Here is a 19,051-nt window from a genome sequence, read left to right on the forward strand (position 1 = left end):
AGGACTATGCCTGAGACCAAGGTTCTCATCATCGAGGATGAAGACGCGCTGTCGACGATCCTCGAATACAATCTCGCCAAGGAAAAATTCGAGGTCGCCGTCGCCGCAGACGGTGAGGACGGGTTGCTCAAAGTCGAGGAGTTCGGACCGGACATTATCATCCTCGACTGGATGCTGCCCAAAGTTTCCGGCATCGAGGTTTGCCGGCGAATTCGCTCGAAACCGGAAACCCGCAACATTCCGATCATCATGCTGACCGCCCGTTCCGAAGAGGCCGACCGCATTCGCGGCCTTGAAACCGGCGCGGACGATTATCTGACCAAGCCTTTTTCAACGGCGGAGCTGATTGCGCGGGTCAAAGCCATTCTTCGCCGCATTCGCCCCGGCCTCGCCGACGACATTGTCGAAGTCGGCGACATTTCCGTCGACCGCGTTTCTCACAAGGTGACGCGCGACGGTAAGGAAATCCACCTGGGCCCCACGGAGTTTCGTCTGCTCGATCATTTGATGCAGCATCCGGGGCGTGTCTTTTCCCGCGAACAACTCTTGAACGCGGTCTGGGGCTCGGACGTGTTTGTGGAAGTCAGGACCGTCGATGTTCACATCGGCCGGCTCAGAAAAGCGCTCAATAAACACAAGCAGGGCGAGGCGATCCGCACCGTGCGATCCGCCGGCTACGCCCTCGACGTCAAATAAGGCGTCAAATAAAAAAGCCCACCAATCCGGTGGGCTTTTTAGTTCTCAAATCTGTTAGCTTACCCGAGTGCGCGGCGAGGTTTTATCCCGCGGCGCGGCGCTGAGCGATCTGAGCCGCCGGACGGCGCACAGGCTCGCGCTCGCGGCGCTGCGGAGGCTGGAACGCCATTCGCGCATGATAGGTGCAATAGGATTTGCCGGAGACAGAGGGCTGGCCGCAGAAATGAAAGTCGTCCTTGGCCGGGTCGCCGATAGGCCATTTGCACATATTGTTCTTGATCGTCGACACCGTGGTGAGATCCCCGCTGTCGAGCACAAGCGCCGTAATCGACTCCGGCTCCGGGATCACCGGCTTCATTTCCTGGCGCTGCTGGGGCTTGGCCGCCGGCGCGGCCTCCTCGCGGCGCACAACCGTCGGGCCGCAGCCGCGCTGGGGCTTGGCCGGGGTCGCCCGGCCGGAAAGGCCAAGACGATGCACCTTGCCAATCACCGCATTGCGGGTGACGCCGCCCATCTTGTTGGCGATCTGGGCCGCCGACAGCCCCTCGGCCCAAAGGGTTTTCAAAAGCTCTACCCGCTCATCCGTCCAAGCCATGCCGCCTGTCTCCTTGCTCTTTTTCCGGATGGCGCTATGCCGCGCCCGAAAATCTATATCTGGTGGTCTGAAATCGCGCCGCTCCCTGCGCTCCAAAATATAGTATCCTATAGAACCGGAAACACAACATGGCGCCCCCACATATTTTTGCCCACCACATGTTGATATTCTGTCATGCTTTCATGCACCGTCCGCTTTCGAGATGGCGTGCGGCGCGCGATGACCAGACAGGGACCAGATCACGTCTCCTCGATTTCAATCCGGCCCCGGGGAACGAGACTTGACGGAGGCCGCCTCACGGGGCGAGACAACGTTGCAATGCAAAAAGAAATGCTCATGACCCTGACAGAAGACAACGCCGCCAGCGAAAGCGCCCAGCCCGCCGCTTACGCCTTCGGGACCCGCCGTTTCGGCACAGTGAACTGGCTCGGGCTCTGGACCCTTTACGTCAAGGAAGTCCGGCGCTTCATGAAGGTGGTCTTCCAGACCATCATCGCGCCGGTGATCTCGACGCTCCTGTTCCTGATCGTTTTCACGCAGGCCTTTGGCGGCATCCGGCCCGACGTCAACGGCGTGCCGTTTGTTGAATTTCTCGCCCCCGGCCTCACCATGATGGCGGTGCTGACAAACGCCTTCACCAATTCAGGATCATCCATCATGATTTCGAAGGTGCAGGGCTCGATCGTCGACGTCCTGATGCCGCCTTTATCGGCGGCGGAACTCGCCATCGCGTTTATTGCGGGCGCGGCGACGCGCGGGCTTCTGGTGGGCGCGGTCACCGCGGCGACCTGCGCCGGCTATATGGCGGTGTACGGAACACCCATGCAGATCGTAAATCTTTGGGCGATCCTTTATTACGCTGTCGCCGCCGGAATTATCTTCGGCGCCATCGGCGCCATCGGCGGCATCTGGGCCGACAAGTTCGACCAGATGGCGGCGGTCACGAATTTTGTCATCACGCCGCTCACCTTCCTGTCCGGCACCTTTTATTCCGTCGCCAACCTGCCTGAGCCGTTCCGCACCATCAGCCATTACAACCCCGTTTATTACCTTATTGACGGCTTTCGCGCAGGGTTCACCGGCGTCGCAGAAGCGTCGCTCGGCGTCAGCCTCGCCGTCACCAGCGCGCTTGCTTTCGCCTTTGCGTTTGCGTGCTATCTTCTCCTCCGGTCCGGCTACAAGATCAAAGAGTAGCGACTGAGCCTTGCGAGAAACCGCCGCCATGGACGATATTGTTCTTCCTTTCCAAGTCGCTGACACAGCTGTGCGCGGCCGTGTCGTCAGGCTCGCCGGCGCCATAGACGACATTTTGTCCGCTCACGGATTTCCGGACCCTCTTTCGGAGCTTTTAGGCGAAGCGGTCTCGCTGGTCGCCATGATGGGCGCGTCCTTGAAATTCGACGGCAAGCTGATTTTTCAGGCCCAGGGCAACGGACCGGTTTCACTGATCGTCGCCGACTATGTCGCTGGCGGCGATTTGCGTGCGACCGCGAAGACGGCCGACAAGGACTTGCCGCGCGGCGCCCGCGCGCTGCTCGGCGACGGCTCCATCGTCATGACCATTGACCAGGGACCGGACATGGACCGCTATCAAGGCGTCACCGCCATTGAAGGCGAAAGCCTCGCCGACACCGCGGTCGCCTATTTCGCACAGTCCGAGCAGATCCCCACCATCATCAAACTCGCCGTCGGGCGCATCCAGACGCCCGGGGCCGGGGAACAATGGCGCGCCGGCGGCCTGATGGCGCAGTTCGTGCCCCAGGAAGGCGGAGAGCGCGGCGTTTCCATGGCGCTATCCGGCGATGATCGCGAAACCTGGGAGCGCGCAAAAGCCTTTATCGAAACCGTGCAGCCTGACGAATTGCTCGATCCTTCGATCAGCGCCGAGACCCTGCTTTATCGCCTATTCCATGAAGACGGCGTGCGCGTATTCGACGCCGCGCCCTTGCACGCCGCCTGCTCCTGCAATGAAGAAAAGATTGCGGCGGTGCTGTCGCGCTATGGCGAAGACGATCTCAGCGATATGGTTGAGGATGGCGTCATCACCGTCACCTGCGAGTTCTGCCGCAAGGATTATCGCTTCTCCCCTGCGGGCGCGCCATTAACCGGGGAGTGAGCCCATGAAGAAAAAACAATTTGAAAAAGAACTCGAGGAGCTTGAGTTCGAACTGGCGAAACTGCAGGAAACCGTCGCCAGCAAGGGAACAAAAGTCGCAATCATCTTTGAAGGCCGCGACGCCGCCGGAAAAGGCGGCGCCATCAAAACCATCATGCACCGCATGAACCCGCGCATCTGGCGTGTGGTCGCCTTGCCAAAGCCGTCTGACCGCGAACGCACGCAATGGTATTTCGAGCGCTATGTGAAACACCTCCCCTCGGGCGGAGAGATCACCCTGTTCGACCGCTCCTGGTACAATCGCGCCGTCATCGAACCGGTGATGGGCTTTTGCACGCAGGAAGAATACGGGCTGTTCATGCGCGAGGTCCCGCAATTTGAGAAAATGCTGGTCGACAGCGGTCTGATTTTGATCAAGTTCTGGATTCACGTCTCCCAAAAGGAACAGGAAGACCGCTTTCAGGACCGCGCCTGTGATCCGCGCAAACGCTGGAAACTATCGCCCATCGACCTCAAGGGCCGCGAACGCTGGATCGAGGCGACGCAATATCGCGACCAGATGTTTACGCTGACAAGCACGGATGAGGCGCCATGGCTCGTGGTCGACGGCGATGACAAGGAAAAAGCGCGGCTCAACATTATCCGCGCGATCCTCGACCGCGTGCCTTATGAATTCAACAAGGATGCGTTCGATCCCATCAAACTGCCGGATCGTCCGAAAATCGAGGATAGCGATTACGATGAGCCCGAGCTCGAAGAGCTCAATCTCGTCAAGGATTATTACGCAGAGTAGGCGCCGACCGGCGCGCCTGGAACCATTAACCATGGCGGCTGTTTCTTTCACGTCCCAAACAGGAGGGTGTGATGAAACAATATGCGTTTGCGGCGTGCGCCGCGCTTGCGATGGCGGGCTGCGCAACTGGCGGCTATGGCCCTGTCTATGAATCGGCAAGCTCGCAATATGACGACGGCTATTCTGAAGCGCGTCTCGACGATAATCGCTACCGCGTTCAGTACCGGATCGAAAACGGCGACCTTCAATTGGCGCAGGACTGGGCTTTACGCCGCGCTGCGGAACTGACGCTTAATCAGCGCTATGACTGGTTCCAGATCATCAGCCGCAACAGCACTTTTCGCGATGATGATTTCAGACGGTATGAGCCATATCGCTCTTACAATGACAGCTATTATGACCGTCCCCGCTACGATTCACGCTATGATGATGACGCTCTCGTCGTGATCGAAGTCGTGATGGGCAATAATCCGCCGCCACGCAGCGCGAGTGTCTACGAGGCGCGACGCGTGCTCGAATATACACGCGGCGGTCGCTACTAAGTTAAGCCATCCGTGTTTTCACCGGGAGCCGTGCGAATTTTTTTCGCACGCTCCCACATTTTAACGTCGCGAAGCCAGCGGCCATAAGCCGACATCGACGCGAGCGCAAAACCGTATACGCCGCCGCGAAAATATTGCTGCAAGAAATATTTCTTGGCGAAATAAAACGGAAACCCCAACATTATCCGCGCCGCCAGATAGGGCTTAGATTTCAACGGCAGCGCCTCGGCGCGCACGGTGGAATTGCGATTGAGTTTATCCATGAATTGCGCGGCGCCGGTAAAGGCGTAGTGAAGAACGGGTTCGCTCAGCCGGCCCACGCTAACGCCGTCAGGTATCTCAAACTGGTCCCAGGCCTTGTGCGCGGGCGCCCGCACAACCCGGCGATCATAAAGCTTGTGACGCACCTGCAGGCCGAAATCCCGCCATGGCTTTCCCACCGGCGGCGCCAACGCCAGCATCGTCCGATAGATTTTCAAGGGCGGCTCTCCGCCTTGAAAAAGCGTCCTGATTTCCGCCGCCAACGCCTCGCTGACGATTTCATCCGCATCGAGATCGAGAAGCCAGTCATGCCGGCAATAATCTTCCGCCAGCCTTTTTTGATGACCATTGCCCAGCCATTCATGCTCGATCACGCGGGCGCCCGCTTCGCGCGCAAGCTCCTGCGTGCCGTCGGTTGATCCGGAATCGACGATGACGACTTCATCCGCAATCTTTAAAGCCGCGCGCACCACATCGGCGACCATTCGCGCTTCATTGAGCGTGCGGATATAGGCGGAAAGGGGTGGGCGCGATTCGACTTGCATCACCAAGACATAAAAGAAAACGCGGCGCACGGAAACTCCGTGCGCCGCGCCATCATAGGTTAAGCTTAGCTCGCCTGTTTTTCAGCAATCCAGGCGTCGACATTCTCCTCCAGGATCGCCAGTGGCACAGCGCCGTCCTTGAGCACGACATCGTGAAATTCACGAACATCGAAGCCGTCGCCCAGCGCGGTTTCGGCGCGCTGACGCAATTCGAGGATTTTCAGCATACCCACCTTATAGGCCGTCGCCTGACCCGGCATGACGATATAGCGCTCAATCGCCTTGATGCAGTCACCTTCCGGGTTCGGCGTGTTTTCCAGAAGATAGTTGATCGCCTCTTCGCGGGTCCAGCGCTTGTCATGAAGGCCGGAGTCAACGACAAGACGCGCGGCGCGCCAAAGCTCCATGGCGAGACGCCCGAAGTCGGAATAGGGATCGTCATAAAGGCCCATTTCCTTCGGAATATATTCCGAATAAAGTCCCCAACCTTCCGTATAGGCCGTAAAGCCGCCGAACCGCCGGAAGCTCGGCACGCCCTCAAGTTCCTGCGCGATAGCGAGCTGCATATGGTGGCCTGGAATGCCTTCATGATAGGCGAGCGCCCGCATCTGATAGGTCGGCATGTCCGCCGTGTTATAAAGATTGGCGTAATAGATGCCCGGGCGCGATCCATCCGGCGCGGGGCGCTGGTAAAAAGCCTTGCCGGCCGCGCGTTCACGGAACGGCTCCACCCGCTTGACGACCAGGTCCGCCTTCGGTTTGGTCAGGAACAATTCGTCAAGCCGGCCGCGCATATCGTCAATGATCGCCGTCGCCTCAGCGAGATAGTCCTCGCGGCCCTTATCCGTGTTTGGATAAGTAAAGCGCTCATCGGGATCTTCACGCATGTAAACGAAGAATTCCTGCAATGTTCCGTCAAAGCCGACGCTGTCTTTGATCGCTTCCATTTCGGCGTGAATGCGCGCGACCTCGGAAAGCCCGAGATCATGAATCTCTTCGGCGCTCATGGTCGTCGTCGTCATCTGTTGCAGACGGTTGGCGTAATAGGCGCCGCCATCAGGCAATTTCCAGGCGCCGTCATCTTCGGCCGCCGTCTGCATCTGTTCTTCAAACATCGCGACAAGAGACTCATAAGCCGGCTTGACCGAGTTCAACATTGCGTCAATCGCCTGGGAGCGCAGATCCTCTTTGACCTCATTGCTGATCTCGAGCGCATTCAGTTTCTTGTTGAAATCTTCGAGGATGGTCGACGTCTTGCCGCTGTCGTCAAACGGCGCGCCGGAAATGATGTTCTGCGAGGTCGCAATCATTTGCGGATAGGACCATTTGGGCGGATTTACGCCATTGGCGAATTGCGCCTCGGCGTTTTCCTGATGCTGACCGAGATAAGTTTCGACACCGCGCAGGCGTGAGATATAGGCCTCAGCGTCTTCGAGCGTGTCGACGCGATGCTGGTTAATCAGGAAGGCTGGCACTGACGAGTGCGGCCCGCGGAACTGGCTGAATTCATACCAGTGATTGCGCCAGGGGAAGTTGCGCTCAGACTGTTCGCCTTCATATTCATAGAGGCGGTAGGAAAGCTGCGCCGAGGGATCGAGGGCGTCGTAATCGAATGTCTCGCGCATTTCCACCAGCGCCGCCATTTCAAGCTCATGAGTTTCCTGCGCATATTCGTCGGTGGCGTTGTCCCATTCGCCGTAATTGGTTTTACGGCCCAAAAATGTCTGCGACATGGGCGAGCGCGCAATGCCCGCCTCAAACTGCGCTTCGAACCAGGCGTTGATTTTTTCCGACTCGCTTTGCGCGGTTTCCTCCGTTGCGGCAGGCGCCGCGGCGCTGTTTTGCGCCGGCGCTTCGCCTTGCCCGCAGGCGGCGGTGAGCGCGGAAAGCGCAACAGCAGTGAGAAGAAACTTACGGGAAAAGGTCATTCAAACGCTCCGGATTTGCTGAAGCCGGCGGGGACCGGCGAATTGGCTGCGAGGCTAGGCGATGCAGAGAAAAGGGGCAAGGCGCGAGGTCATTGACGCTCCGCGATGTATTCAGCCCGAGCCTTCACAGCAGTATCAGGGAAGTCGGTGAAGAGGCCATCAACGCCGACACCAAAGAAAAAATCGTATTCGGTGTAAATAAGTCCATCTCCTAAAGTCTTGGGAACCCAGCCTTCAACATCATGGGAACTCTTTCCGATAGAAGATGTCGAGCCTTCGTCGAACTGCTCAATCCTAAGCTTCTTCCCTTCGGCTGAATCCTCAATTCGAGCTTTCCCGCTAAAACCAAACGGCCCCTTCAAATTTGGATTTCGCTGATCAGCCCGGAAGGTCCATGGATGGACAAACAAGCCCACTCTACGAGCGTCTGAAATAAAGGGTGTTAACTCCCCGTCATTCGCTAGTATTAAATCTTTCGACGGCCCCACGCCATCTGCATAGTCCGCAATCGCCGTCAACGGAATATTCGGCCCGGCGCCGGGCGTTTCTTCATAGACAAGCTGGACAAGTTTCGCGTCGGTTTTTCCTTTCAGGCGTTTCAGAATTCCCGGCTCGAAAGACTGAATAAAAACCGGCCCCGCGTCGAACCCTTCAAGCGCGGCCAGCAAAGGCTGTTCGAAATCCAGGCCGATGGATTCGAAATACCCCGGATGCTTGGTTTCAGGATAAACGCCGACAGGGCGCCCCGCCTCATCTGCGCGCGCCGAAACAAACGCCAGCGCCTCTTTGAAAGTCGGGATTTCATAAAGCTCGTCATAGTCCTTTGACCGGCCCGGAAAGGGTTGCGTGGCGCGCAGCGTCTTCAGTTCTTCGAGCGTGAAATCCTCAACCCACCAGTCTTCCCGGGGGCTGTCATCAGGGTCGGCGTTGGGCTTTTTGCGGCCTGCAAATTCCGGGTGTTGCGCGACATCGGTCGTCGTCGACAGATAGCGGTCATGACGCACAACCAGAATGCCGTCTTTTGTAAAAACAAGATCAGGCTCGATCACATCGGCGCCCTGATCGATCGCAAGACCGTATGCCTCAAGCGTATGCTCTGGCCGATAGCCGCTGGCGCCGCGATGGGCGATGACGAGCGGCGGGTTTCCGTCGAGCGTCTGCCAGTCGCTATCGCTAGCCGTCTCCGTTACGTCACCCGTTGCGCAAGCCGCCAACACAAGCAGCGGCGCCAGCCACATCCATCTTTTCCCGCTCATGAACGCCCCTCCGCCGATTTCCCGGACTAGAGTGTGGGCTATCGGGCGCTCTTTCAAGCGGCGCACATATTGCCGCTTCACCAGCCATCGGAGGGCCTGGGAAAAATTTTCACGATCAACGACGGAAATAATTTCGCCGTCCGTTTCACTCTCGTCCGCTCGCTGATCCCGTTAGCGCCCCGATGCACGGGACCGAAGGTGCGGATTGCCCTCCGGCTCCCCGCCGCAGCTTATCCATTCGCCCCAAGAATGGCTGCGGCGGGAGCCCCTTTTGGCCGCTAGTCAGCGCTCATGGTCAGCACGGCGGCATAGGCGTCGACGCCATAAAAGAGGTTGCCAATCCGGATATTTTCATCGGCCGAATGCTGGTTGTTGTCGTAATTGGCGATTGGCAGGATCACGATGGGCGCGTCGGAGACGCTTTCAAACATATAAAGCGGCAACGACCCGCCGAGGCTCGGATTCAAAATCAGCTCGTCGCCTGCGACCGTTCTTAAGGCGCCGACCAGCGGCGCGACTCTCGGATCGTCCATCCGGCTGCGCATGGCGGGATAGCCTCCGCTGCGATGGACTCTGGCGATCAGCGGGTGACGCGCGCGGATTTCCGCGTCCGGCTCTTCGCGCGTGATGAAATATCCCATCTTCTTAATGTGGTCCTCAAGGATGGTCAGCATTGCCTCCGGGTCGTTGCCTTTCACCAGCCTGACGCCAATCGACGCCGTCGCCGATGGCGGAATGACATTGCGTGACAGCGCACCGACTTCCGCACTTTTAAGACCCTTCAAATTCAAGGCTGGCAGCAACAACCGCTCGGCAATCGGCGCATTGTCCATTTCCGTTTCGGCAAGACCAAAGGTTTCGCGCAATTCATCGTCAATGTCCGGCATGGCTGCAATGGCGGCGCGCTCTGCTTTCGAAATCGGCGCCGTGGATGTATAAAAATCCTTGATCAGCACACGCCCTTTTTCATCTTTCATGCTGGCGAGAAGCTGCGCCAGACGCCAGCCCGGTCCCGGCGCCCAATTGCCATAATGACCGCTATGGAGACCACGATTAGGGCCGTAGACCGTCACCTCAAGCCCCGTCACGCCGCGCACGCCAAACACAAGCTGCGGGCGCCCGCTCTGATGTGTCGGGCCGTCGCAAAAGAGCCAGAGCTCGACATCGGCGAACTTGTCCGCATGCGCCGCGAGATAATCGTCAAGATAATCCGAGCCCGCTTCTTCTTCACCGTCAAAGATGAGCTTGATATTGGAGGTGAAGCCAATCCCGGCTTCGTCCAGCGCATCGATGGCGGCGAGCAGCGCCGGGATTGGCGCCTTGTCATCGCTCGCCGAGCGGGCGTAAAGCCGCCAGTCTTCGTCGATTGCTTCACCCGTTTTTGGAAACGGAATTTCTTCGCCGCCTTCGGTCATCACGCGCGAATAAAGCCGCGGCTCAAATGGCGGATGGGTCCAGTCTGCGGGCTCGGTCGGTTGCCCGTCATAGTGAACATAGATTGCGATGGTCCGCGTCGCGCCCGGCGCCTCGCGCAGCCCGTAAATCAGCGGCGGCGCTTCATCGCTTTCCAAGAGCTCCATCTCAAAACCGCGCTCGGCGAAAAGCGCACTGATATAATCAGCATTGCGGCGAATATTTTCCGCATCATTGGCATCGTTAGGAAGCGACAACAGATCAACGAAGCCGCTGAGAATGTCTGCGCCATGGGCGGCGCGCCAGTCACGCGCCGCAGCGACCGCCGTCTCTGCATCCTCCGCAAACGCGCCCGAGAGCAAGACAAGCCCGCCCGCCAGCGCCGCAGCCATTTTTTTCATTGATCGCTCCTCATCCGGCCGAAAAAAAAGCCCGGACGGGATAAAACCACGTCCGGGCTGTGTCTGCAAAAGGCCGCGCCAATCAGTAGGTCGACTGGCCCGCGCCCTGTTCGTCCATATAGGCGTCGAGCTCGTCTTCGACTTCCGCAACGGCTTTTTTGTCTTCTGGCGATGCGGCGGCGATGGTCGCCATCATGGCTTTCACCCGCTCCATCTGCGCCTTCATTTCCGGCGGCATCATCTCAAGCATGGCCGGGTCCATGGCCTCCATCTGCGCCATGGCGCCCGGGTCTTCCTTATCCATTTTAAGCGCCATGTAAGCGATCATCACCTTGTCGCCGGCGACGCCCCATTCCTCCGCCGTGAAGCCATGAGGCTTTACCGCCGAAGAAAGCTTTCCGTAATCGGAAGGATATTTCGCCTTCAGCGCCATGACGGCTTTGGAATAAGGCTTGAACTCTTCGCCCGCCTTGGGCTCTGTATCGAAGCGCATTTCTTCGACCCGGCCCTCCGCCTCGAGGCTTTCCGCGAGCGTTTCCACCGACGGCAAGGAAGCAACGAACCGTTTCGCCGTATCCGCCGTCAACGCGCTGTCGCCGGCGAAGGCCGACCCCGCCGCGAACACAAGCGCGGCGCCGAGCGCCATAATCAATTTTTTCATGCTAAAACTCCCCTTGATGAATCAGATAATCCACGCGCAGTTTAGGCGAGTTTCGCCTCTGGCGCGACAGGCTTACCAATTATTATAGGGGTCAGCGGCCGCGCTCTTTCACCATTTCCGCGCGGTTCGGATTGACCTTTTCCGGCGCATCATCATCAGGAAAGGTGAAATCCGCCCGGCGCACAACATCGCGCCATTTCTCATCAAAGGCGTATTTTGCAAAGCTTCCGGCGCGGTCGACCCAGTGCAGGAAAATGTGCGCCGACCAGCGATTGGGGTTGGGACTGATCCGTCCGTGCAGATAGTTGATCCCGTTGTAGATAACGGCGTCGCCAATCCCCATGGGGGCGCCATGGAGCTTGATGTCGCCTTCTTCAGTGGCGATGTCCGCCGGGCGGCGCTCCTTGGCGTCATAATATTTATCGCTGATATTCAGCTCCCAGATATAGTCATTGGAATAGCCGAGCGTCAGCGACATGGCGTGTTCGCAATTCATGGCGTCGCTGTGAAGATGACATACATCGCCCTGGCGGTAGACGCGGAAATAGGCGTGCGACGGCAACAGGTCCTTACCGACAACCGTCGACATATAGGACGTCAGCCCCCATTGCAGCATGGCCATGGGCGTATAATCGAAGGAATAGCACTCATAGGCCTTCTTGTCGGTCAGGAAGGTCTTGATGTAGTCGCCCTGATAGCTTTCCCAGTCGCCGCCAAGCTCCTGCTGAAATTTGTAGAGGGTCGCGTCGGCGACCTCGACGGGCATGACCTTGCGCGCCATTGTCCATCCGCGCTGTTCATATTCCGCTCGTTGCTCTTCGATACTCGCCGCTCGATCCATAAATGTTCTCTTCCGAAAAACCTGTTTATCAGCCTTGATCTTCACCGGCGCGCAGCCAGCCCGTCACCGACACGCGCGTTTCCCCGGCGAATGGGGACACGAACCCCACCGAATGCGCCGCCGGCACCGAAAACATATTGAGCGTATTAAAGGCCGGCATGAACGCCCCTTCAATATGCCCGTTTTCATCAAAGAAGTTGAGATAGCCGCCCCAGTCTTCACGCCATTCCCGGGTGAGATTCAAGACGAATGCCGCACGCCGGTTTTTTCCTTCCACGGCGTCGTTGTGAAGGGTCAGAAAATGACCGGGCCCGTAAAGCGTCGCCTGGGCGTCGGCGAAGGCGATGTCATCGAAGCCGGTGACGCGGCGGACAAAACTCAGGAACGGCTCGCCGTTCAAAAACTCCACCGCCTCTTTCAAACGGGCCCCAAGTTCGGTCCCGGCTTTCCAGCGATCATAGACGGGAATATTTTCGTAGTAATAGGAAAATCCCTTTTGCGCCTCGACATAAATAATGTCTTCCGTCGTGCCGACTTTTTCCTCGTCAAGCTCACGCCATCCAGCGGCGTCGACATCAAAGTGGCGGCCATTGGCGAAAAAGACCAGGTTTTTGTGCGGCTCTTTATCGATCGCCTTGCGCAATGACTTCGCGTCCTCAGCGTCAAGGACCTTCGGGATCGAGATACGCCCCAGCGTCTGGTAGCGCTCATGCAACGCATCCGCATCGAGAGTGGGGTTGAGTTTCATCCTGAAAATCCGTCGCCTCCAAGCGCGCCCATGGTGGCATGACGGCGGCCGGAAAGGGAGAGGCCGCGTCGCGACTAATCGCCCGTCACCTTCGTTCTGCCCGCTTTTATCTCCGACCGGCGGCGCTTTTCCTCGAGACGCTTTCGTTTCTGGCTCGGGGTCACGCGGGTTTTCACCCGCTTCTTCGGCAGCGTCGCGGCGCGTTCAACAAGGGCGATGAGGCGCGCCCGCGCATCCTCGCGGTTCTGCTCCTGCGTGCGGAACCGCTTCGCCTCAATCAAAAGCTCGCCGTCGCGGGTCATGCGCCGCCCGGCGATGGTTTTCAGGCGCGCCTTTACAGGATCGGGAAGCGACGGCGAGTTCTTGACATTGAACCGTAGCTGAACGGCGCTCGCCACCTTGTTGACATTCTGTCCGCCGGGCCCGGAGGCGCGAATGAAAGTCTCCACAAGCTCCCAGTCGGGAATGGTTATATCGCCGATTGAAATCGCCATGAGGCTCAATACACTTTAGAGCAACCAACGAAAACCGATTTTGAGGATAAACGCCATGACCGACATTTCCCCCGAGCTTCAGGACAAGCTCGACGCCGCCGCCTTTCGTCGGCTGCTTTCACATCTCCAGAACCGGACCGATGTGCAGAATATCGATCTGATGATCCTTGCCGATTTCTGCCGCAACTGTCTTGGCGACTGGTGGCGCGAGGCGGCGGAAGCGGAGGGCGTTTCCCTCACCAAAGACGAAGCGCGCGAACGCGTCTACGGCATGCCCTATGCGGAGTGGAAATCAAAGCACCAGAAAGAAGCGACGTCGGAACAGATGGCGGCGTTTGAGAAGAGGAGGAGTGAGAAGGCGTAGCCGAATTTTACATCTACTCCAGCATGTACTGATCCGTTAACCTGACTATACTTAAAAAAAACCTTTCGTGCGGAGCTTCCCGTGAACAAGCTGCACTTACCCGGTGATGACAAAAAACCCGTTACAACGGAACAATCTGCGAAACCGAATGAACAAACAGTTCTTCTATGGTCATCTAGCCTTTCAGCTTTTCTAGTTATCAGCGCGATAGTAATTGGCCTAAATGGTCGCTATAACTGGTTCCCTTTTCTCAAGCCAAATGAGGTTGGTGATTTTCTAGCCGGCTTCGCTGGAGCATTGGCATTCATATGGATAATTGCCGCGATACTCTTGCAGAGAGAGGAGTTACAACTCCAACGACAAGAACTTACGCTGACACGAGCAGAAACACATAGGCTTGCAGATGAGGCAGAAAGACAGGCCCTTGCACTTCAAGCAAGTGCACGAACTTATTTTATACAGCGCTGGGAAAACGCGTTGAAAGTAATTGGAGACATTCGAATCGAAAATGCTGCTGATGCGTTTTTGGAAGAAGTATATTCGCACGAACATACAAAAAATTCCGCAAAAGAGCTATTCAAAAGAAGGCTTTCACGAAAAGAGTTTTCAATACTATCTTTTGAACGCTATGACATCACTCGGTTATATTTGGAAGAGAAGGATTTCAACGTCAAACTTCATTGTCACGCCAATTTAGACGTAGAAAGTGTTAAAGAAGCTTACAGCGCAACATTTGAAGTCAATATCCCTTTCGTTGAACTTAGTGCCACCGAAATCGCAAATGGACAAAATGTCCCGCTTTCAAATTTCAAGGCAGTGATTCATGAAGGCCGCGACCTTGGGCTTCAAGCGATGATGAGAGACTATGACGCTTCTTCAATAATTTACCCCATGGAAGATAGCACGCACAAAACGCGTAGGGTCAGAGGTTTTATGACAGCGTTGATTGATGAGCTGCTCAAAGACATAGAAAATTAAAGCTCCATCCGCTCTTTGCGCGCTTCACTCGCGCGTTTCTTCACGCTTTCGGACTTCAACTGCCCGCAGGCGGCGAAAATGTCCCGGCCGCGCGGCGTCCGGATCGGCGAGGCGTAACCGGCGCGGGAAAGAATGTCCGCAAAACCTTCGATGCGGCTCCAGCTTGAACATTCATAAGGCGCGCCCGGCCACGGGTTGAACGGGATGAGATTGATCTTGGCGGGAACGCCTTTCAACAATCGCACAAGCTCGCGCGCTTCGGCGTCGGTGTCGTTGACGCCCTTAAGCATCACATATTCAAAGGTGATGCGCCGCGCATTGGATAGTCCCGGATAGGCGCGGCACGCGTCCATCAATTCCGCAATCGGGTATTTCTTGTTGATCGGCACCAGCTCATTGCGCAGCGGATCATTGGTGGCGTGCAGCGAGATCGCCAGCATGGCGGCGGTTTCCTCGCCCAGCCGATGCATCTCCGGCACAACACCGGACGTCGAAACGGTGATGCGCCGACGCGAAATCGAAATCCCGTCGCCGTCGGAAATGACGTCAATGGCGCGCGCCACATTATCGAGATTATAGAGCGGCTCGCCCATGCCCATGAAAACGATGTTGGAAAGGCGCCGGTCTTCGCCGCCGGACGGCCACTCTTCAAGATCGTCCTTCACCGCCATCACCTGATTGACGATTTCGGCCGACGTCAGATTGCGCACAAGTTTTTGCGTGCCCGTATGACAGAAGGTGCAGGCGAGCGTGCAACCGACCTGTGAGGACACGCAAAGCGCGCCGGCGCGGCCCACATCGGGGATATAGACGCACTCGACTTCCGTCCCCGGCCCGAGCTTGATCAGATATTTGCGCGTGCCGTCGACGGAGACGAGCCGTTCGGTGACTTCAGGCCGCGCCACAACAAAGCGCTCGGCGAGGTTGGCGCGCATCTCCTTGGCGATGTCGGTCATCGCCGCGAAGTCGGTCTTTCCGTAATGGTAAATCCAGCGCCAAAGTTGCGTGGCGCGCATCCGCGCCTTTTTCTCGTCGAGCCCGAACGCCTCGCGCAACTGGCCTGCGATCTCGGCGCGGGTCATCCCGGCGAGGTTAACAAGTCCCGTTGTTTCAGGGCGTTTGGAAAGGTCGAGTGTCGTCATAAGGGCCGGGATATAAGCGCTTGGGCGCGATCCCGCAATCGCCGGAACGGTCTTCAGCCATGGGCCGCCGCATAGGCTTCTTTTGCGGCCTTGAGGCGCGCGACGCTTTCCTCGGGCCAGTATTCGCTCATCTTGTAATAACCCTTCACCGCCGGCATGGCGTGAGAAAGCTCAACCCAGGGCTGTTTCGAGGCGGTGTAAATCTGAATGTCCGGCGGAACCTCATCCGGGTCGTCGAGGGTTCCCACACGGATGAAGGCGATTGCGGGCCCAGCGCCGCCATAATGGCTCCACAACGCCACATGACAGTCAGGACAGCGATGCACCTTTTGCCCGCGCCCGCTTTCCGACGGTGTGTCCACAACCATGGGGTCATCGCCCAGCATCTCAACGCAGTCCATCTCGATCATCGCGTTCAGGGCGAACGCCCCGCCGGTTTCCCGCTGGCACCAGCGGCAATGACAACAATGAACGAATAATGGCGGCGCCGTCAGGCGATAACGCACTTTTTTACAGGCGCAGCCGCCTTCAGCAGAAAAAGACCCTGTCATCGGCGCCTCCCTCTCAATATGGCGCAGCTTAACGGGCGAAACCGAAAGGCCGCAAGACCGTCCGGAGACATCATGGGGCGCCTCATGGGCGCCATTGAAGATTGCTATCGCGGGCGCAGCGTGGTGAGTGAGGCTTCGGAGACTGGACCCTCATGACCTCAACAGCGCCGACTGAGGGCGCAAGCGCCACCACCGCCACACAGCGCAGGATCGCCATCGCACTCCTGCTCGTGGGGGCCGTTTGCGCGGGCATGGGCCAGACCATTGTTTTTTCAGTCCTGCCGCCGCTGGCCCGGGAAATCGGGCTGTCGAATTTCCAGACCGGGCTCATCTTCGCCATTTCCGCATGCTGCTGGGTTTTCTGCGGCCCCATCTGGGGCCGGCTCAGCGACCTGCGCGGCCGCAAACCTTTCATCCTGATCGGCATGGTCGGCTATGCGCTTTCCATGGCGCTGTTTGGCGGCTCCATCATGCTCGGCCTTGCGGGCGCCCTGTCCGGTCTGCCGCTTTATCTGGTTCTGGTGGCGATGCGCAGCATTTACGGCCTTGTCGGCTCAGCAGGGCCGCCGGCGGCGCAAGCCTATATCGCCGACCGCACATCAAAGCATGAGCGCACCGCGGGCATCGCCGGTTTTTCGGCGGCGTTTGGTTTCGGCGCCATGCTCGGCCCCGGCTTTGGCGCGGCCGCGTCGCTTCTGGGGCGCACCGTTCCGTTTTTCGCGGCTTCCGCGCTCGGCTTTGTCATGCTGGCGGCGGTGTTTGCGTTTCTGCCGGAACGCACAGGCCCGACACAGCGCGAGCATGGAAAAAGGGTCAAGCTCCGCGACGAGCGGCTGATAGTGTTCTTGATCACCGCACTGGCCTTTTCCGTCATCAACGCCATTCCGATCCAGACCATCGCCTTTTATTTCATCGACCGTCTCGGCTACTCGACGGTGGAGGCGCCCGCCTATGTCAGCATCGGGCTGACCGCCGGCGCCATGGCGTCGCTCTTCGCCCAGCTTGTGATCGTGCAGCGCCTGCGCCTGCCGCCGGCGCGACTGATGCGCCTCGCCCCGGCCCTGTTGATCGCAGGTCACCTGACGATCCTTCTGTCGGACCATCTCTGGCCGGTGGTTTTCGGCATGGTGGCGAGCGGTCTTGGCTCCGGCATGGCGATCCCGGCGGTGACGGCGGCCGCCTCTCTCGCCGTCGAACCGGACGAACAGGGCGGCGCCATCGGTCTGGCGGGCGCGGCGACCGCGTCCGGCTTTATCGTCTCGCCGGCCATCGCCTTTTCGCTTTATTCGCACACGCCACAGGCGCCGTTCATCCTGTCGACCACGCTGGCGGCGCTGTTGCTCATTTTCGTCTGGAAGAGCCGAAAGGTCGGCGCAGCGATCCCGCCTCATGCGGAGGACGTGCCCGAAGAGGCGACCAGCGAACCCGCCGCCGCGCCTTACCAATAGGACGCCTAGTCAGCCGACGGCTGGCCGTCGTCTTCAAAGAAAAGAATATCGCCCGGCTGGCAGTCGAGCTCTTTGCAAATCGCTTCGAGCGTTGAAAAGCGGATGGCCTTCGCCTTGCCGGTTTTGAGAATGGAGAGATTGGCGATCGTCACGCCCACACGTTCGGACAGCTCCGTCAGCGACATGCCGCGGTCAAGCAATACCCGATCGAGTTTGACGGAGATCGACATTAAACGGTGAGGTCCTGTTCTTCTTTCATGCGCGCGCCTTCGCGGAAGACTTCCGCCAGCACAAAAACGGTGATGATCGCGAGCCAGGAAAGAAAGGTCATGTTGAGTTCAACATCGGCGTCGAAGATCAGCGACAGAAAGCCAAAGGCGAATTTCGCGCCCTCGCCCATAAGCAGCGCATAGCCAATGCCGCGAAACCGGTCGGCGTTTTCCTTGACGAAAGGCGAACCGAACCGCAGCGCCTTTAAAATTTCCAGAAGCCGGTTGACGACAAACAGCATCACCGCCGTCGTCACAAAGGCGTAGAACACCTTGATGAAGTCTTCGGCGTCGATAACGCCATCGATATTGATGTCGTCAGAATGCGAGAAAAGGTCGGCGAGCGCCGGCGCAAAAGGCAGGATGATCAGCACAAGCGTCACCAGGCCGAGCATGATCCACAAGATCACGCGCGTAAAATGGAGGCCGACTGCGAGAATCGACGATAGCGATCCTTTGCCTATCGCACGCATATTGAAATCTCCGTCTTGACGAGCGCCCGAAAAAGCCTTCCCGGTCCCTAGAACAGGGCGATCAGGCAGAAGGCTTTTTCGCAGCTTTGCTGGGCCTCGTCAGCCCCGCTTTCGGCGGGCGAGGCGACGGCGAGGGAGTAAAGGCTCGCCGCCGCGAAGGCGGCGAATACGGTCGCCGCCGTTCTATGGAAAAGCTTGGACATTACGCCACCCCTGCGAAGGAGCCGAGGGCCGAGACATAGCCGGCGGCGATGACAGAAATGGTCAGGAAGACAGCCAGTCCATTGACAAAGTAGCCAAATTTATCGACACTTGAGTTTGAGTTAGCAAAGCGCATGGGTTTCTCCTTTTCTTTCCTGTGTTAGCGGCTCGTTTTTGATCTTCTTGAGCGGCGGTTTATCCGCCGCTCTTTTTTTCGGGCTGCAGTTTGGGCCTTTTCGCCCTGTTGTTTGGCCGGTTTCCCTTTGCTTCGGGCGGGGCCGGCCTTTCCCCGGGTTTCTCCTTTTCGGGCTCTTTTCGCCGGTTTTCCGGTCTTT

At 58.1% G+C, this 19,051-nt stretch carries 23 protein-coding genes; 8 read left to right on the forward strand and 15 right to left on the reverse strand.

Translation table 11 applies throughout. The annotated features are described in order from the left end of the window. The first annotated feature begins 6 nt into the window (after window positions 1-6). Window positions 7-696 carry a phosphate regulon transcriptional regulator PhoB gene (phoB, locus tag ACFC5L_RS01975; RefSeq protein WP_375201963.1) on the forward strand — a complete coding sequence of 230 codons (690 nt, stop codon included), beginning with the start codon at window positions 7-9 and terminating at the stop codon, window positions 694-696. 82 nt (window positions 697-778) lie between these two features. Here the strand turns inward: phoB and ACFC5L_RS01980 are convergent, their stop codons facing one another. Further along, a complete protein-coding gene (locus ACFC5L_RS01980) occupies window positions 779-1,291 on the reverse strand; it encodes a GcrA family cell cycle regulator (protein ID WP_375201962.1) in 513 nt (170 codons plus the stop codon). Between the two features lie 336 nt (window positions 1,292-1,627). Here ACFC5L_RS01980 and ACFC5L_RS01985 point away from each other — a divergent pair, with 336 nt between their 5' ends. The 4 genes from ACFC5L_RS01985 to ACFC5L_RS02000 all read left to right on the forward strand — a co-directional run bounded on the left by ACFC5L_RS01985 (window position 1,628) and on the right by ACFC5L_RS02000 (window position 4,742). Beyond that, the gene (locus tag ACFC5L_RS01985; RefSeq protein WP_375201961.1) at window positions 1,628-2,485 is read left to right on the forward strand and encodes an ABC transporter permease; all 858 of its coding nucleotides are present in this window, start codon (window positions 1,628-1,630) and stop codon (window positions 2,483-2,485) included. Between the two features lie 28 nt (window positions 2,486-2,513). Then, on the forward strand, window positions 2,514-3,407 hold the full coding sequence (locus ACFC5L_RS01990; protein WP_375201960.1) for an Hsp33 family molecular chaperone: 894 nt from the start codon (window positions 2,514-2,516) through the stop codon (window positions 3,405-3,407). A 4-nt stretch (window positions 3,408-3,411) separates the two neighbouring features. Next, the gene (gene ppk2, locus ACFC5L_RS01995) at window positions 3,412-4,200 is read left to right on the forward strand and encodes a polyphosphate kinase 2 (RefSeq protein ID WP_375201959.1); all 789 of its coding nucleotides are present in this window, start codon (window positions 3,412-3,414) and stop codon (window positions 4,198-4,200) included. A 71-nt stretch (window positions 4,201-4,271) separates the two neighbouring features. Further along, window positions 4,272-4,742, forward strand: coding sequence for a CC0125/CC1285 family lipoprotein (locus ACFC5L_RS02000; protein WP_375201958.1), 471 nt, complete (start codon window positions 4,272-4,274; stop codon window positions 4,740-4,742). Here ACFC5L_RS02000 and ACFC5L_RS02005 read toward each other — a convergent pair. The 8 genes from ACFC5L_RS02005 to arfB all read right to left on the reverse strand — a co-directional run bounded on the left by ACFC5L_RS02005 (window position 4,739) and on the right by arfB (window position 13,290). Further along, complete coding sequence (locus ACFC5L_RS02005) at window positions 4,739-5,578, reverse strand: glycosyltransferase family 2 protein (RefSeq protein WP_375201957.1); 840 nt, start codon at window positions 5,576-5,578, stop codon at window positions 4,739-4,741. The genes ACFC5L_RS02000 and ACFC5L_RS02005 overlap by 4 nt on opposite strands. A gap of 35 nt (window positions 5,579-5,613) precedes the next feature. Beyond that, window positions 5,614-7,476: a DUF885 domain-containing protein gene (locus ACFC5L_RS02010; protein WP_375201956.1), complete on the reverse strand. Its 1,863-nt coding sequence runs from the start codon at window positions 7,474-7,476 to the stop codon at window positions 5,614-5,616. Window positions 7,477-7,565: 89 nt separating this feature from the next. Further along, on the reverse strand, window positions 7,566-8,732 hold the full coding sequence (locus tag ACFC5L_RS02015; RefSeq protein ID WP_375201955.1) for a glycerophosphodiester phosphodiesterase family protein: 1,167 nt from the start codon (window positions 8,730-8,732) through the stop codon (window positions 7,566-7,568). Between the two features lie 278 nt (window positions 8,733-9,010). Then, window positions 9,011-10,546 carry a M20/M25/M40 family metallo-hydrolase gene (locus ACFC5L_RS02020; RefSeq protein WP_375201954.1) on the reverse strand — a complete coding sequence of 512 codons (1,536 nt, stop codon included), beginning with the start codon at window positions 10,544-10,546 and terminating at the stop codon, window positions 9,011-9,013. A gap of 82 nt (window positions 10,547-10,628) precedes the next feature. After that, window positions 10,629-11,207 (reverse strand): hypothetical protein, encoded by a 579-nt coding sequence (locus ACFC5L_RS02025; RefSeq protein ID WP_375201953.1) that lies wholly within the window; start codon window positions 11,205-11,207, stop codon window positions 10,629-10,631. Between the two features lie 91 nt (window positions 11,208-11,298). Then, on the reverse strand, window positions 11,299-12,048 hold the full coding sequence (locus ACFC5L_RS02030; protein ID WP_375201952.1) for a hypothetical protein: 750 nt from the start codon (window positions 12,046-12,048) through the stop codon (window positions 11,299-11,301). Between the two features lie 28 nt (window positions 12,049-12,076). Further along, window positions 12,077-12,796, reverse strand: a complete 720-nt coding sequence (locus ACFC5L_RS02035) for a 2OG-Fe(II) oxygenase (protein ID WP_375201951.1) — start codon at window positions 12,794-12,796, stop codon at window positions 12,077-12,079. Window positions 12,797-12,870: 74 nt separating this feature from the next. Next, a complete protein-coding gene (gene arfB / locus ACFC5L_RS02040; RefSeq protein WP_375201950.1) occupies window positions 12,871-13,290 on the reverse strand; it encodes an alternative ribosome rescue aminoacyl-tRNA hydrolase ArfB in 420 nt (139 codons plus the stop codon). 55 nt (window positions 13,291-13,345) lie between these two features. Between arfB and ACFC5L_RS02045 the strand changes: the two genes are divergently transcribed. Both ACFC5L_RS02045 and ACFC5L_RS02050 read left to right on the forward strand, forming a co-directional pair. Next, the gene (locus tag ACFC5L_RS02045) at window positions 13,346-13,654 is read left to right on the forward strand and encodes a DUF1244 domain-containing protein (RefSeq protein WP_375201949.1); all 309 of its coding nucleotides are present in this window, start codon (window positions 13,346-13,348) and stop codon (window positions 13,652-13,654) included. 81 nt (window positions 13,655-13,735) lie between these two features. Next, a complete protein-coding gene (locus ACFC5L_RS02050) occupies window positions 13,736-14,632 on the forward strand; it encodes a hypothetical protein (protein WP_375201948.1) in 897 nt (298 codons plus the stop codon). Here ACFC5L_RS02050 and rlmN read toward each other — a convergent pair. Together rlmN and ACFC5L_RS02060 are read right to left on the reverse strand one after the other, a co-directional pair. Continuing rightward, a complete protein-coding gene (gene rlmN, locus ACFC5L_RS02055; protein ID WP_375201947.1) occupies window positions 14,629-15,774 on the reverse strand; it encodes a 23S rRNA (adenine(2503)-C(2))-methyltransferase RlmN in 1,146 nt (381 codons plus the stop codon). The two genes, ACFC5L_RS02050 and rlmN, sit on opposite strands and share 4 nt — an antisense overlap. Before the next feature lie 53 nt (window positions 15,775-15,827). Then, on the reverse strand, window positions 15,828-16,325 hold the full coding sequence (locus tag ACFC5L_RS02060) for a GFA family protein (RefSeq protein WP_375201946.1): 498 nt from the start codon (window positions 16,323-16,325) through the stop codon (window positions 15,828-15,830). 152 nt (window positions 16,326-16,477) lie between these two features. Here ACFC5L_RS02060 and ACFC5L_RS02065 point away from each other — a divergent pair, with 152 nt between their 5' ends. Further along, window positions 16,478-17,773 (forward strand): MFS transporter, encoded by a 1,296-nt coding sequence (locus ACFC5L_RS02065; protein ID WP_375201945.1) that lies wholly within the window; start codon window positions 16,478-16,480, stop codon window positions 17,771-17,773. Between the two features lie 5 nt (window positions 17,774-17,778). On the opposite strand, the gene ACFC5L_RS02070 is transcribed toward ACFC5L_RS02065, so the two are convergent. From ACFC5L_RS02070 to ACFC5L_RS02085, 4 genes are read right to left on the reverse strand one after another with little or no spacing between them, the layout of a single operon-like run. Then, the gene (locus ACFC5L_RS02070; RefSeq protein ID WP_375201944.1) at window positions 17,779-18,003 is read right to left on the reverse strand and encodes a helix-turn-helix domain-containing protein; all 225 of its coding nucleotides are present in this window, start codon (window positions 18,001-18,003) and stop codon (window positions 17,779-17,781) included. Next, window positions 18,003-18,515, reverse strand: a complete 513-nt coding sequence (locus ACFC5L_RS02075; protein WP_375201943.1) for a DUF2975 domain-containing protein — start codon at window positions 18,513-18,515, stop codon at window positions 18,003-18,005. The genes ACFC5L_RS02070 and ACFC5L_RS02075 overlap by 1 nt, the downstream gene beginning before the upstream one ends. Before the next feature lie 47 nt (window positions 18,516-18,562). Further along, window positions 18,563-18,718 carry a hypothetical protein gene (locus ACFC5L_RS02080; protein WP_375201942.1) on the reverse strand — a complete coding sequence of 52 codons (156 nt, stop codon included), beginning with the start codon at window positions 18,716-18,718 and terminating at the stop codon, window positions 18,563-18,565. Further along, entirely contained in the window at window positions 18,718-18,852 is a 135-nt protein-coding gene (locus ACFC5L_RS02085) for a hypothetical protein (RefSeq protein ID WP_375201941.1), read from the reverse strand. The genes ACFC5L_RS02080 and ACFC5L_RS02085 overlap by 1 nt, the downstream gene beginning before the upstream one ends. Window positions 18,853-19,051 lie beyond the last annotated feature (199 nt).

Origin of the sequence: Hyphococcus sp., assembly GCF_041986965.1 — a bacterium.
In the GTDB taxonomy this organism is placed as follows: Bacteria; Pseudomonadota; Alphaproteobacteria; order Caulobacterales; family Parvularculaceae; genus Hyphococcus.